This is a genomic window from Novosphingobium terrae (genome assembly GCF_017163935.1).
Lineage (GTDB): Bacteria > Pseudomonadota > Alphaproteobacteria > Sphingomonadales > Sphingomonadaceae > Novosphingobium > Novosphingobium terrae.
This window is the reverse complement of record NZ_JABVZR010000001.1, coordinates 3,915,093-3,928,600: the sequence shown is the minus strand read 5'-3', so window position 1 is coordinate 3,928,600 and position 13,508 is coordinate 3,915,093. Positions and strand designations below refer to the sequence as shown.

Genomic DNA, 13,508 nt, shown 5'->3' with positions numbered 1-13,508 from the left:
GGAGCGCCCATGTCTGGAGCCACGATCAAGATGAACGCACCTGTTGCACGTCTGGGAGGTTCACTGCGCAAAAGGGCCAAGGCCCGCGCCCGCGCGGCGCGTATGCCCTTGATGCCCTCGCTTCAGCGGCGGCGCCTGCAATGCTATGGCATGTTGATGATGGCCGATATGGCCGCGCTTTTCGTGGGTTTTGCCCTTACCGGCTATGCCTATAACGCGCGCGCCGGTCTGGCGGAATCGCTGCTGCTGGCCCAGTTGGTGCTGCCGGTGTTCCTGACCGTGTCGCTCTACAATGATGGCTATGCGATCAAATCCCTGCGCAGCACGGAACGCAGCGTCACCGCGGCGCTGATGGCGCTGATGGTCTCGGCGGCGGTGGTGCTGTTCATCACCTTTTACGCACGCAGCACGGCGGATTACTCGCGCGTCGGCTTTACGCTGGGCGTGCTGGCCAGCGTGCTGACTCTGGGCTGGGAACGGCTGCAGATGCGCCGCGTGGTGCGCTGGCGCTGCGGCTCCTCGGTGATCAACGAGCTGGTGATCGATGACGATGGCCCGGCGATCAGCGTGCCCGGTGCCTATCATGTCTCCGCCCGCAGCTTCAATCTTGAGCCCTCGCTGAGCGACCCCGCCGCGCTGGACCGCATCGGCCTGGTGATGCGCAATGCCGATCGCGTGATCGTCAGCGCGCCTGCCGAGCGCCGCGTGGAATGGAGCATCATCCTCAAGGGCGCCAATGTCGCGGGCGAGGTTATCGATGACAGCGTGATGCGTCTGGGCGCCAATGGCGCGCGTATCGCTGCCGGTCATGGCATTCTGCAGGTTTCCGTGGGCCCGCTGGGACTGCGCAGCCGCATCACCAAGCGTTTGCTGGATGTCTCCATCGCAGGCACGGCGGTGCTGGCCCTCTCGCCGCTGCTGCTGGCCGTGGCGCTGGCGATCAAGCTGGAGGATGGCGGCCCGGTCTTCTTCTTCCAGCGCCGTGTGGGGCGCGGCAACCGCTTTTTCCCGATCATGAAGTTCCGCTCGATGACGGAGAACAAGGTCGGCAAGGATGGCGGGCAGTCGGCCTCCAAGGATGACAAGCGCATCACCCGCATCGGCAAGTTCATCCGCTCGACCTCGATCGACGAACTGCCGCAGCTGTTCAACGTGCTGCGCGGGGATATGAGCCTTGTCGGGCCGCGTCCCCATGCCACCGGATCGCTGGCGGGCGACAAGCTGTTCTGGGAAGTGGACGTGCGTTACTGGCAGCGCCATGCGCTGAAGCCCGGGCTGACGGGGCTGGCGCAGATCCGGGGCCTGCGCGGGGCGACGGATCGCGAGGAAGACCTCTCGGGCCGGTTGAACGCGGATCTGGAGTATCTGGCGGGCTGGTCGCTGTGGCGCGATATGTGGATCATCGTCGCGACCTTCCGGGTGTTGGTGCACGATAAGGCTTATTAAGGGATTTAAGGGATTAAGAGAAGATGCGAGGGGGTTACCCCCTCGCGCTCCCATTTGTGTCTGCGTGGCGCTTGGGCCTATTGGTTTGGTGCGCATTCATAGGCTCGCTGGTTTTAAGTTGCTTGCGGCGTTTTGGGCTGGGTAATTTGGGCAGACGCGGGCATCTGGCGAAGGTCAAGGAACGATCCTAGAAGAGCGGCATGCTTCCGCTCGATAATCCTCGCTGGACGACGCTAACCCACGCCTATGGCAGTGCGGCCGATATTCCCGACCTGCTTCGGCAACTGTCTTGCAAGACCGGTCCCAAGGTGAGCTTTGATAGCGAGCCGTGGTTCACGCTGTGGTCCAGCCTTTGCCACCAGGGCGATGTTTTTGATGCGTCCTATGCTGCGCTTCCGCATATCGTCGAAATCGCTTGCGCGGCGGAAGGCCCGTTGGAGTTTTCCTTTTTTCAGTTGCCTGCCGCCATTGAAATCGCCCGTGCGAACGGCAGAGGCCCTGCCATTCCGCCCGACCTTGCGGATGGTTATCATCTGGCTGTCACGGGCTTGGCAGATTGCGTTGCACTTCATCGACATTCTGTGTGGGATGAAGCAACCATGCTGTCTGCAATTTCAGCTCAAGCGATAGCAAAAGGTCACCATCGAATTGCAGAAGCTGTGATGAACCTTGATGATCATCTGATCGCAAAACTGGTGGCGATGGATTTTGAGGATTAGAGCAACCCTGCGGCCACCCTCTCTCCGCGAAGCGGCTTTAAAAGCACTCACACCGCCTTCGACACCTAACGCCAAACCCGTGGCGCCACGCAGACAATAAAGGGATTGCAAAGGGCGATGGCCCTTTGCCCGCCGGAGGCAGTGAATCCCCTAAATCTTAAACCAGAGCCAACCGATCCCCATCCGCGCGCTGGAAGCTGTCGACATCGGCGGCCTCCCACCAGCGGCGCAGCTGCGGGTCTTCGCTGCCCGCCACCAGCTCTCCGGGCCGGGCGAAGGCGTAGATTTCGTCCAGCTGGCGCATCTCGGCGACGTTGATCCTCTGGCGCAGATGCGAGGGCCGCAGATCCGAAGGGCTGTTGAGGCCGCTTGCCACGATGATCTCATGCAGGGCCCGCAATGTGGTGCCGTGGAAACGCGCCACGCGCTCGGCCTTTTCGGGCACCACCAGCCCGCGCTGGCGGGCCGCCGATTGGGTGGCGATGCCGGTGGGGCAGTTGCCAGTATGGCACTTGAGCGACTGGATGCAGCCGATCGAGAACATGAAGGCGCGCGCGGCGTTGCACCAGTCGGCGCCCAGCGCGGCGTTCACCGCGATGGAGGCGCCGGAGGTGACCTTGCCGCTGGCCGCCAGCTTCACCTGCCCTTTCAGCCCCGCGCCGACCAGCGCGTTGCGGGCCAGCACCAGCCCTTCGCGCAGGGGCATGCCCATCTTGTCGGAGAGTTCCTTGGGGGCGGCGCCGGTGCCGCCCTCGGCGCCGTCGATCACCATGAAATCGAGCGTGATGCCGGTGGCGAGCATGGCCTTGGCGATGGCGAACAGCTCATGCGGCAGGCCGACGCAGAGCTTGATCCCCACCGGCTTGCCGCCCGAAAGCTCTCGCAGTTTCGCGGCGAATTCCACCAGCTCGCGCGGGGTGGAAAAGGCGCTGTGGCGCGGGGGAGAGACGCAATCCTCGCCCATGGGCACGCCGCGGGTGGCGGCGATTTCGGGCGTCACCTTGGCGGCGGGCAGCACACCACCATGGCCGGGCTTGGCGCCTTGCGAGAGCTTCAGCTCGATCATCTTGACGGAAGGATGGGCGGCATGGTCGGCGAACATCACCGGATCGAAATGGCCCGATTTGTCGCGGCAGCCGAAATAGCCCGAGGCGACCTGCCAGCACACATCGCCGCCATGCTTGAGGTGATAGGGCGACATCGAACCCTCGCCCGTGTCGTGATAGCAGCCCGCCAGCTTGGCCCCCAGATTCAGCGCCTCGATGGCATGGGCGCCCAGCGCGCCGAAGCTCATGGCCGAAACATTCAGGCGCGAGGCGGAATAGGGCAGCTTGCACTGGTCCGATCCCACCATCACCCGCATATCGGGATCGGCATCGGGGTTGGGCGCCATGGAGTGGGCCAGCCACTCATATTCGTCGGAATAGACGTCGAGCTGGGTGCCGAAGGGGTGGGCATCCGCCGTGCCATGGGCGCGGGCATAGACCAGATCGCGCTCCTCATGGGTGAAGGGGCGACCATCAAGGTCGCCCTCCACCAGATAGGCGCGGGAGAAGGGACGCAGCGATTCAAACAGCCAGCGGAAGCGCGCCGCGCCGGGATAGTTGCGCCGCAAACTGTGCGAGCGCTGCGTGAGATCCGCCAACGCCAGAGCCAGCATCGGCAGGCCCGCCACCAGCAGCCACAGCCAGTCATTCGAGCCCGAGACGATCTTGCCGATCACCCCTGCGCCGCACAGCACGCTCCCCAGCCACAGCACGACATTGCGCCGCCATGGCTCATCGCGAAACAGCGCCATGGCGAGGGGAATCGGCGAGTGACCCGGTGTGGGCGTGGCGGCATCGGTCATGGCAGTCTCCACCTCCGGCGGGCTGGGGGTGGGTGCCGCCGGACTTATGGGATTAGGTTGCGCTTGTGCCGGGCCATGTAAAGCTAAATTGGCCTCCTCCCCGACCTTGGGACGGGGAGGGGAACCAAGGTCGAGTCTTTCGTTTGACCGCCTTTTTCGAGCCGCCGGGTGTTGCCACCCGGCCTGAAAGTGCTCTGGCCGTCAGAAACCGACATGCAGCCGTGCGGCCAACACATTGGCCGGGCCGCGATCGCGGTTGTAGCCGGGGTTGGCGATATGCTGGAAATCCACCGTCGCGCTGGCCCAGCTGACCGGACGATAGGTGTAATAGGCTTCCAGAATGCGCTCATCGCCGGGGTGAGGCAGGGCGCCGTCGCCCACCAGCACGCCGATGCCGCCCGCCGCCAGATAGCGCTGGAAGCTCTGCGAAATGGCGTTGTTCACGAAGGCCAGCGCGAATGTGTCCTGCGCCCGGCCCCAGCCCTTGCCCTTCAGCGCGCCGCCGAAAGCGATCGTGCGATCGATATCGGTGAAATCATAGGTCTCGATCGCGCCATTGGTGGTGCCCGCGCGCAGGAACACGCCCAGATTGGCGGTGAGGCTCTGCTCGGCGTTCAGCGAAATGCCCGCGCGGTTCTGCATGCGGCGCACCGGGGCCAGATCGGGGGTGTCACCCGTCGCGCGGGCCAGTGCCACGGCATCGTCATAGCGTGCGAACATGCCCCGGTTGCGGAAGCCGGTGATGCGCACCGCGCCCGGCTGGCCCAGCAGCGTGTGGCGATGCTCGATCTCGGCCACGATCTCGTTCTGGTGGAGGTTGGTGCCCAGCTCCTCACCATTGGGGATCTTGGAGAGGGTGAACAGGCCGCCGCGCAGGGTCCAGTCGCCCTGATACCATTCCACCGCCGCGCCATAGGTGTAGCCCCAGGCGTTGGCGGCGTAATCGAAGCTGCCGGTGTCCACCAGCGACCAGTTCAGGAAGTCGCCGCGCGGATCATGGGCGTAGCTGTTGGTGTCGAACACATCGCCCACGCCCATCTTGCCTGCGGTGATGACGATGCGATTCTGCGTGGTGGTGCTGCGCAGCTGGTTGGCGGCGGCGTCCAGCGTCAGCGCCTTGCCGCCCAGCGCGATGGTCTGGCGCAGGAACAGGCGCTGCAGCTTGAAATAGGGATTGTTCTTGCCGACCTTATAGGCCTCGGCACTGGGGAAGCCGGCCACGCCCAGCGTGTTGGACAGGCCAAAGCCCTGATCGATCTCGGGATTGACCCAGAGTTCCGCGCCCTTCCACGGCCGCACGCCCAGATAGAGCGTGGCGTCCACAGTCTCCTCGGTGTCATGCGGGTGCAGGCTGTTGTCACCGGTGTAGGGCGAAGCGAAACCCTTCACGCCCTGCACCACCAGCGTCGATTGGGCATGGATGGCGTAAGTCTGATCGGGCTTGGCCGCAGCAGACTGATCCGAAGCGGGGGCATCGGCATTTTGGGCATAGGCAAAAGGCACGGGCGAGGCGCCCAGCACAGCAAGCGAAACAAGAGGACGCAGGATCGAACGGGCCATGGAAATCTCCCCCAGCGGCGCTTGGCATGGCAATGTGACAATTCCGACAGCAGCTTCACCGGAAAACTGCGGGGAAGCCGGGAGACTGTCGGTCTGGACGGCGCGCGCCCTATACCCTAGGGGGGTATAGTATCAACCCCTCTTTTTCAGAGATCGCTTATGAGCCACGTCGCCGCCGAGAAGCAGAAGCTGCTTAACCGCCTCAAACGCCTGCGCGGCCAGATCGATGCTCTGGAGCGCGCGGTGGAGGCCGATGTGGAATGCGCCCGCGTGCTGCAGCAGGCCACGGCCTGCCGGGGCGCGCTGGAGGGCTTTATCGTCGAGGTGATCGAAGACCATATCCGCGAGCATATGGTCGATCCGGCCCTGCCCGCCGCCGATCCGCGCAGCCAGGCAGCCGAAGAGCTGGTGGCGATCCTGCGCTCCTATCTGCGCTGATGTTTGTTTGAAAATCCGGCGAAAGAGCCGGATTTTGCGGCACCGGCCCGCTCGGCTGTGTGTCTGATCTGGCTCCGTTCCGGTGGCATCGCCATGCGGCGCGGCGCCCGCCTTGCCCTATGCTGCGCGCAGAAAGGGGCGGCATACATGGTGATGGCGATCTTCTGGCTGCTGTGGGGCATCGCGGCGGTGGGCTCCCTGCGCTGGATCATCTATCTGTTTTTCGCCAGCATCGCGTTTGGCGCCACCAACACGCTGCCCGGCGGGATCAATCTGCTGCCCGCCACGGCCTGCGTGCCGCTGCTGGTGTGGCGCGTGCTGCGCGCGCAGAGCCTGCCGGGGCAGGTGGTGGATGCCATGCTCAACTGGCGCATCCTTGGCCTGCTGACGGCCTATAGCCTGATCGCGCTGGTGGTGACCTGCACCGCGCCGCGTCTTTTCGCGGGCGTGCCCATTGTGGAGTTGAACACCTTGCGCCCGGGGCGGCTTCATTTCGGCCCCACGAACATCACGCAGGTCTGCTACATGCTGGGCAGCTATGGCATCACTCTGGCCACCTGCATCATGGTGCAGAGCCGCGAGGGCCGACGGCTGCTGGCCGAGGGTTTGCAGGTGGGCGCGCTGGCGCTGATCGCCACCGGCGCGGCGGATGCCACTTTGGGCAGCGCGCCGCTTTCGGTGTTCAAGACGGCGAAATATGGCCTGATTCTCGATGCGGCTTTTGACGATATCGGCATGCGCCGCGTGGTCGGCGTCTTCAGCGAGGCTTCGGCCTATGGCGCGGCGACCCTCGCGCTGGCCGCCTGCCTGATCTTCATCCGCCCCGCGCGCGAATTCGGCGGGCTGCTGGCGATGATGGACATCGCGCTGGGTCTGGTGCTGGAGCTGATGACCTATCTCTCCACCTCCAGCGGCGCGGTGGCGGCACTGGGGCTGATGGTGGCCTTGCAGCTGTGGTTTATGCTCTCCTCCTCGCTGGCCAGTGCCGACCGGGATGAGCGCGCGCAGGCCCAGATCGAGGTGCTGGCCGCGCTGGCGGTGCTGTCCGCCGTGGCGGCCTATCTGATCATGGCGCCCGACATTCTGGGCAAGCTCTATGATGTGATCGACCGGCTGGTGCTCAAGAAGGGCGAAAGCGCCTCCTACATCGAGCGCAGCGGCTGGACACGCGACACTTTCCACGCCGTGATGCTGACCTGGGGCTATGGCATTGGCGCCGGGGCCTCGCGCGCGTCGAACTGGGCGGTGGCGGTGCTGGCGGCTTCGGGCGTGGTGGGCTCGGCGATGATGGGCAGCTTTTTCCTGCGCTGCATGCTGGCGCGGCTGCCTGCTGCCGGGCCGACTGTGCCGCTGGCGGCGATGGGGCGGGGCGGTCGCTATGCGCTGGCGGTGGCGATGATCCCGGCGATGGGATCGGCCACCACCGCCGATTATGGCGCGGTGATCGCGGTGATTCTGGCGGTGGCCGCCGCTGCGCCTTTGGCCATGGAGGACGGCGAGGCCGTGCCGCTGGTTCCTACGCCGCGTGGATTGCCGATGGCGGTGGGGCGCTGGCGCAAGCCGTCTCCCCTGATGCCATCGGTGCCCCCCGGGGCGCTGGATGTGGCGGCATCGCGCCCGGCGCTGCCTTTACCCGCTATGGCCGAGCCTACAGTTGTCGGAAGCGTCGCCGGACGGGACGCGAAGGCGCCGGGGGATCAGCCCTTGCGCTCCTTCTGACAGCCGGCCCCCCCCTCTGCTCGCCATGCATAGACATGCACATAGCTCACCAGCAGCACGGAAGGGTCGGGCGTATGATCGATCGGATAGCCTGAGCCCAACGCCAGATTGACCAGTGGAAACATCGGCCTTGTCAGTTCCGGGGGTGTCGGTTGCCGCCACACCGGGCGGCGGTCGAGGTAATAGGTAATTGTTTCGGGCAGAACGGCGATGCCATAGGTGTGAAAGCCTTGCACCAGCGCGCCTTCGGGCACGGAAATCGCCTTGTTGCCCCCCACCGGCTTGTTGCCATGCCAGACCAGCAGCCCGGTCTGAAACGCCCTGGGGTTGTGGCCGTAATATTCGATGGCATCCAGTTCCACGGAGGGCGTGCCGTCAGCCACATTATGCAGTGTCTGCAACCAGAAGGCCGGCCAGGTGCCCGGCCCCGGCGGCAGCTGCATCCGCGCCTCGAAATAGCCATAGCGCACGCCGTGCCCGCGCCCTTGAGCATCCCCCGCTGCAATCAGCCCCGAGCGCCAGCGCCCATCCTTGCCTTTGCGCGCTGTGATCCGCAGCACGCCCTTGTCGACAGCAAACGGCCCCTCCGGCTCCGGATCGCTGAAAGCCGCATCGCCGAAATCGCCGTTCCATGGGGTATGGGCGATCCAGTCGGCGTGTTCCAGACTGCGCGGAGCTATGCGAAAATTCTGAAAATCCTCCATAAAGAAGGGGCAGAACCGGGAGAGATCCAACGCCTGCATATCGGCAGCAGGCGCGGGAGCTACCAGGGCAGAGCCAGCCAGTGCGATTCCCAATGCTCGGATCATGATCGCCTTACCTCCGTCGCGATAATAGTCTGGGAACGTGGAGGCAGGGGAGGATCTGGATCGGTTTTGGAGGGAGTCAGGAAGAAGAGGGAAATGCGAGGGGGTTACCCCCTCGCGCTCCCGGAACGTCTTCCGGCGAGAGGGAGGGGGTGCCGCATCGGCGCGCCCAGCCTCTCCACCTGCGCAGGGGAGAGCGCCGCAGGCAGGCTTCTTATGGTCCCAAGGCCGCGCTGGGCGTTTTCAAGCCTGCGGCGCTGCAAACTGGGCGCAAGGCCGAACCCGAAGCGCGGCGTAGACATTAAAGGGAGCGCGAGGGCGATGGCCCTCGCATCTTCACTTCTTCCCCCCTTCAAACCCCCAAAACAAACCCATTCCATCCCTTCACCGTGCGGATCACGAAGCTGGAATGCATCGCGCTCACCCCCGGTAATCGCGCCAGACACTCCCGATGCAGCCGATCAAAATCCGCCATATCGCGCGCCGCTGTGCGCAGACGGTAATCCGCCGTGCCTGACAACAGATGGCATTCCAGAATATCGGGAAAATCGCCCACGGCGCGCTCGAAACGCTCCATGGCCTCGCGGCTCTGGCTGACCAGCGTGATGTCGATCAGCACATGCAGGCCGATGCCGACCTTCGCTGCATCCACCCGCGCGCCATAGCCGCGGATGATGCCTGCATCCTCCAGCGCCTTGATCCGGCGGTGGCAGGCGGAGGGGGAGAGACCGATCTTTTCCGCCAACACGGAGATGGAGGCCTGAGAGTCGGCCTGAAGGGCTTCCAGCAGGCGGCTGTCGATACGATCCATGGTGAAAAATCCTGCTTAATGGCATTTAACAGGATAAAATTCCGGAATTTACCCTGCAATGGGAAAAATTTCGGAAAACATGCCGGGGTGGGGCGTTTAGTTTGGGCTCAACAGATAGCTTGGGAGAGCACCATGATCGTCGGCACCGTCAAGGAAATCAAAAACCACGAATATCGCGTCGGCCTCACGCCCGAGAGCGTGCATGAGCTGACCGCGCATGGCCATCGCGTGCTGGTGGAAAGCGGCGCGGGTCTGGGCATCGGCGCCAGCGATGAGGCCTATGCCGAGGCGGGCGCTGAACTGGTCACAACCGCCGCCGAAATCTTCGCCAAGGCCGAGATGATCGTGAAGGTGAAGGAGCCTCAGCCTGTCGAGCGCGCCATGCTGCGCGAGGGGCAGATCCTTTACACCTACCTCCACCTCGCGCCCGATCCCGAGCAGACGAAGGATCTGGTCAAGTCGGGCGCGGTGTGCATCGCCTATGAAACCGTGACGGATGATTTTGGCGGGTTGCCACTGCTGAAACCCATGAGTCAGGTTGCGGGCCGCATGTCGATTCAGGCCGGGGCCACCGCGCTGGAGAAGGCCCATGGCGGGCGCGGCGTGCTGCTGGGCGGCGTGCCAGGCGTGCTGCCGGGCAAGGTTGTGGTGATCGGCGGCGGTGTCGTGGGTTTCAATGCGGCGCAGATGGCGGTTGGCATGGGCGCGGATGTGACCATCCTCGATCGCAGCACGGTGGTGCTGGAAAAGCTGGCCACGCATTTCGGTGCCAGCGCCAAGACGCTTTATGCCAGCCGCGCCAATCTGGCGGCCTCTGTCGCTCAGGCCGATCTGGTGATCGGCGCGGTGCTGGTGCCCGGCGCCGCCGCGCCCAAGCTGGTGAGCCGCGCCATGCTCTCCACCATGCAGCCCGGCGCGGTGCTGGTGGATGTGGCCATCGATCAGGGCGGCTGCTTCGAAACCAGCCACGCCACCACCCATGCCGAGCCGACCTATGTCGTCGATGGCATCGTGCATTATGCCGTGGCCAACATGCCCGGCGCCGTAGCGCGCACCAGCACCTATGCGCTGAACAATGCCACGCTGCCGCATGCTCTGGCGATTGCCAACCTCGGCTGGAAGGAAGCGCTGAAGCGCGACAGGCATCTGCTGGCGGGCCTGAATGTCTGGGCCGGCAAGGTGACTTATGAGGCCGTCGCCCGCGATCTGGGCTATGAACCGACCGCGCCAGAGGCCGCTTTGGCCTGAAACAGCGGCTTTCGGGGTTGATGCGTTAAGCATTGGCCCCCATCTTGGGCGCGGGGCATGACAGGCCCCGCGCTTTTGAAAGATGATGCATGACCGCTGCCAATCCACTGCTCGCCCAGACTGACTTGCCCGCTTATGGCGATATTCGCCCGGAGCATGTCGTCCCCGCTGTTGAGCAGGCGATTGCCGATCACAAAGTGGCCATGGCTGCTCTCGCCGCGAAAGCGGGCGATCCCGGGCTGCTGGCGGCCAAGGCTGAAGCTGACATCGCTTTGGGCCGGGTGTGGGGCGTGGTCGAGCATCTGCTGATGGTTGCCAACACGCCCGAACTGCGCGCCGCCCATGCCGAGGGCCAGCCGCTGATCGATGCCCATTACACCGCCGTCGGGCAGGATCGCGGGCTTTACGAGGCGCTGGCCGCCATCCACCCCGATGCGCTGGACAGCGGTGAGCAGCGCGCTTTGAAGCTTGCCTTGCAGGCGTTTGAACTCTCCGGCGTGGCGCTGGAAGGGCAGGCGCGCGATGATTTTGCCGCTAACCGCGTCGAGCAAGGGCGGCTGGAAACCGAATTTTCCAACGCCGTGCTGGATGCCACACAAGCGTGGCATCTCGAAATCCATGATGAGGCGCGTCTGGCTGGCCTGTCCGAGGCTGATCGTGCCGGGATGGAAGCCGCTGCCCGCGCCGCCGGGCAGGAGGCGGGCTGGCGCGTCACCCTGCATGCGCCCAGCGTGATGGCGGTGCTGTCTCACGCCGATGATCGCGCGCTGCGTCAGGAGGTCTACACCGCCTGGAACACCCGCGCCTCCGATCAGGGGCCCAATGCTGGCCAGTTCGACAACAGCCCGCGCATCGCGGAAATCCTTGAGCGGCGTGGGCGCTCGGCGCTGGCGCTGGGCTTTGGCGATCCGGTGGCGGTTTCGCTTTCCACCAAGATGGCGCGCGATGCCGATGAAGTGGAAGACTTCCTCGGCGGTCTGGGCGCGGCGGCACGCCCCCGCGCGAAGGCGGAGCTGAACGATCTGGGCACCTTCGCCCGCGATCATCTGAACCTGCCGGACATGCAGCCTTGGGATGTGTCATGGGTGGGCGAGGCGGTGCGCCGCGATCGCCATGCGCTCGATACCGCAGAGATCCGCCGCTATCTGCCGCTGCCCCGCGTGCTGGAGGCGCTGTTCGGACTGGTGCATGAGCTGTTCGGCGTGGAAGTCCGCGCTGCCGATGGCGTGCCGGTCTGGCACCCTGATGTGCGCCACTTCACCCTGCACCGCGATGGCGTGGAAGCGCCGGTGGCCGCGCTCTATGCCGATTTCTATGCGCGTGAAGGCAAACGCGGCGGGGCTTGGATGGATGTCTGCCGGGTGCGCCGCCGTGAGGGCGGGGCGCTGGTCACCCCGGTGGCCTATCTCATCACCAATTTTGCGCCGCCGGTGGGGGGCAAGCCCGCCACGCTGCAGCACAATGACATGGTCACGCTGTTCCACGAGATGGGCCACTGTCTGCACCACCTGCTGAGCGAGGTCGATCTGGCCAGCATCGGTGGCATCTCCGGCGTCGAGTGGGATGCTGTCGAACTGCCCAGCCAGTTCCTCGAAAATTTCGCATGGGAACCGGCCACGCTGAAAGCCGCCAGCAGCCATGACGAAACCGGCGAGCCGCTGAGCGATGCATGGATCGAGCGCATGCTGGGCGCGCGCAAATTCCTCGGCGCGATGGGGCTGGTGCGTCAGGTGGAGTTCGCGCTCTTCGATCTGGCGATCCATCGCGCGGCGGGCGGCGACAATGCGCCCGATCCCATGGAAGTGCTGAAGGATGTGCGCAGCCGCGTCTCGGTGATCGACTTCCCCGCGTGGCATCGCTTCCCGCACAGCTTCACCCATATCTTCGCGGGCGGCTATGCGGCGGGCTACTACTCCTATCTCTGGGCCGAGCGCCTCTCCGCCGACGCCTATGCCGCCTTCGAGGAATCCCCCGAAAACCGCCACGCGCTGGGCGAGAAATTCCGCCTTCAGGTGCTGTCGCGCGGGGGCACGCGCGATGCGCTGGTCAACTTCATCGCCTTCCGCGGTCGCGAGCCCGACAATGAGGCCCTGCTGGAAAGCTGGGGCGTGGCTGCCTGACCGCGTAAGGGGGCGGGGGACAGGATGGACGAGGCGCGGATCGTCTCGGTGGTGCAGGCCTCATCGGCGCTGCTGCCCTATCTCGATATGGGCGGGCTGGCGGTGTTTGCCGCTTCGGGCGCGCTGACGGCGGCGAAAATGCGCCAGACTCTGGTGACGGCGATGTATTTCGCCGCTGTCACGGGTGTGGGCGGCGGCACCTTGCGCGATCTGCTGATTGGCGCGCCGGTTTTCTGGATGCATGCCTCGCTGCCGATCAGCATCTGCCTGATCACGGCGCTGGCGGTCTGGTTCACGCCCTATCGCTGGTGGCCGATTCAGGCGCTGGACTGGCTCGATGGCTTCGGTCTGGCGGCCTATGCGGTGTTTGGTGCGGCCAAGGCGCTGGCCTGGGGGATATCGCCCTTGCCCGCCGCGATCATGGGGGTGGTCTCGGCCTCGATGGGCGGGATTTTCCGTGATCTGCTGGCGGGCGTGCCCTCCATCGTCATCAGGCCGGAGATCTATGTGACAGCGGCGGCCTGCGCGGCGGGCGGCTATGTGGCGCTGATCTGGGCCGGTGTGGACGGCAAGCTGGCCTCGGGATTGGCCTTCGCGCTGGGCGTCGGCCTGCGCGGTGCGGCGATCCGCTGGAAGCTGGCGCTGCCTGCTTACAGGCGGTGACAATGCGGGGGTGTTACACCCTCGCGCTCGCATCGATATCTGCGTTCCGCCCGGACTAAACCTCGGTCCCGCATGCGAAACGCTGCGGGCTGTAACATTTACGACACAGTTGTTGCCCGAAGATCACCC

Annotated in this window: 11 protein-coding genes; 7 read left to right on the top strand and 4 right to left on the bottom strand. The window is 65.0% G+C overall.

All coding sequences use genetic code 11. From position 1 onward, the window contains the following. Window positions 1-9: 9 nt before the first annotated feature. Both HGK27_RS31090 and HGK27_RS17475 read left to right on the top strand, forming a co-directional pair. Window positions 10-1,446: a sugar transferase gene (locus HGK27_RS31090; RefSeq protein ID WP_241127271.1), complete on the top strand. Its 1,437-nt coding sequence runs from the start codon at window positions 10-12 to the stop codon at window positions 1,444-1,446. Window positions 1,447-1,646: 200 nt separating this feature from the next. After that, window positions 1,647-2,165: a hypothetical protein gene (locus HGK27_RS17475; protein ID WP_206242212.1), complete on the top strand. Its 519-nt coding sequence runs from the start codon at window positions 1,647-1,649 to the stop codon at window positions 2,163-2,165. A gap of 157 nt (window positions 2,166-2,322) precedes the next feature. Here the strand turns inward: HGK27_RS17475 and HGK27_RS17470 are convergent, their stop codons facing one another. After that, window positions 2,323-4,014, bottom strand: coding sequence for an FMN-binding glutamate synthase family protein (locus HGK27_RS17470; RefSeq protein ID WP_241127269.1), 1,692 nt, complete (start codon window positions 4,012-4,014; stop codon window positions 2,323-2,325). Between the two features lie 201 nt (window positions 4,015-4,215). Next, window positions 4,216-5,574, bottom strand: a complete 1,359-nt coding sequence (locus HGK27_RS17465) for a carbohydrate porin (protein WP_206242210.1) — start codon at window positions 5,572-5,574, stop codon at window positions 4,216-4,218. Window positions 5,575-5,733: 159 nt separating this feature from the next. Between HGK27_RS17465 and HGK27_RS17460 the strand changes: the two genes are divergently transcribed. Beyond that, a complete protein-coding gene (locus HGK27_RS17460) occupies window positions 5,734-6,012 on the top strand; it encodes a metal/formaldehyde-sensitive transcriptional repressor (RefSeq protein WP_206242208.1) in 279 nt (92 codons plus the stop codon). A 147-nt stretch (window positions 6,013-6,159) separates the two neighbouring features. After that, window positions 6,160-7,731, top strand: coding sequence for a hypothetical protein (locus HGK27_RS17455; RefSeq protein ID WP_206242206.1), 1,572 nt, complete (start codon window positions 6,160-6,162; stop codon window positions 7,729-7,731). Here the strand turns inward: HGK27_RS17455 and HGK27_RS17450 are convergent. Beyond that, window positions 7,710-8,540 (bottom strand): glycoside hydrolase family 16 protein, encoded by an 831-nt coding sequence (locus HGK27_RS17450; protein WP_206242205.1) that lies wholly within the window; start codon window positions 8,538-8,540, stop codon window positions 7,710-7,712. The genes HGK27_RS17455 and HGK27_RS17450 overlap by 22 nt on opposite strands. Window positions 8,541-8,889: 349 nt before the next feature. Continuing rightward, the gene (locus HGK27_RS17445) at window positions 8,890-9,348 is read right to left on the bottom strand and encodes an Lrp/AsnC family transcriptional regulator (protein WP_206242203.1); all 459 of its coding nucleotides are present in this window, start codon (window positions 9,346-9,348) and stop codon (window positions 8,890-8,892) included. Between the two features lie 132 nt (window positions 9,349-9,480). On the opposite strand from HGK27_RS17445, the gene ald reads away from it, so the two are divergent. From ald to HGK27_RS17430, 3 genes are all read left to right on the top strand, one after another. Beyond that, entirely contained in the window at window positions 9,481-10,596 is a 1,116-nt protein-coding gene (ald, locus tag HGK27_RS17440) for an alanine dehydrogenase (RefSeq protein WP_206242202.1), read from the top strand. A gap of 89 nt (window positions 10,597-10,685) precedes the next feature. Further along, window positions 10,686-12,716, top strand: a complete 2,031-nt coding sequence (locus tag HGK27_RS17435; RefSeq protein WP_206242200.1) for a M3 family metallopeptidase — start codon at window positions 10,686-10,688, stop codon at window positions 12,714-12,716. A 24-nt stretch (window positions 12,717-12,740) separates the two neighbouring features. After that, on the top strand, window positions 12,741-13,379 hold the full coding sequence (locus tag HGK27_RS17430) for a trimeric intracellular cation channel family protein (protein WP_206242198.1): 639 nt from the start codon (window positions 12,741-12,743) through the stop codon (window positions 13,377-13,379). Window positions 13,380-13,508: the final 129 nt, after the last annotated feature.

What these genes read in the sequence shown, in the direction of transcription:
- HGK27_RS31090 (WP_241127271.1), top strand. Translation starts at nt 10, where the DNA reads ATGTCTGGAGCCACGATCAAGATGAACGCACCTGTTGCACGTCTGGGA.
- HGK27_RS17475 (WP_206242212.1), top strand. Translation starts at nt 1,647, where the DNA reads ATGCTTCCGCTCGATAATCCTCGCTGGACGACGCTAACCCACGCCTAT.
- HGK27_RS17470 (WP_241127269.1), bottom strand. Translation starts at nt 4,014, where the DNA reads ATGACCGATGCCGCCACGCCCACACCGGGTCACTCGCCGATTCCCCTC.
- HGK27_RS17465 (WP_206242210.1), bottom strand. Translation starts at nt 5,574, where the DNA reads ATGGCCCGTTCGATCCTGCGTCCTCTTGTTTCGCTTGCTGTGCTGGGC.
- HGK27_RS17460 (WP_206242208.1), top strand. Translation starts at nt 5,734, where the DNA reads ATGAGCCACGTCGCCGCCGAGAAGCAGAAGCTGCTTAACCGCCTCAAA.
- HGK27_RS17455 (WP_206242206.1), top strand. Translation starts at nt 6,160, where the DNA reads ATGGTGATGGCGATCTTCTGGCTGCTGTGGGGCATCGCGGCGGTGGGC.
- HGK27_RS17450 (WP_206242205.1), bottom strand. Translation starts at nt 8,540, where the DNA reads ATGATCCGAGCATTGGGAATCGCACTGGCTGGCTCTGCCCTGGTAGCT.
- HGK27_RS17445 (WP_206242203.1), bottom strand. Translation starts at nt 9,348, where the DNA reads ATGGATCGTATCGACAGCCGCCTGCTGGAAGCCCTTCAGGCCGACTCT.
- ald (WP_206242202.1), top strand. Translation starts at nt 9,481, where the DNA reads ATGATCGTCGGCACCGTCAAGGAAATCAAAAACCACGAATATCGCGTC.
- HGK27_RS17435 (WP_206242200.1), top strand. Translation starts at nt 10,686, where the DNA reads ATGACCGCTGCCAATCCACTGCTCGCCCAGACTGACTTGCCCGCTTAT.
- HGK27_RS17430 (WP_206242198.1), top strand. Translation starts at nt 12,741, where the DNA reads ATGGACGAGGCGCGGATCGTCTCGGTGGTGCAGGCCTCATCGGCGCTG.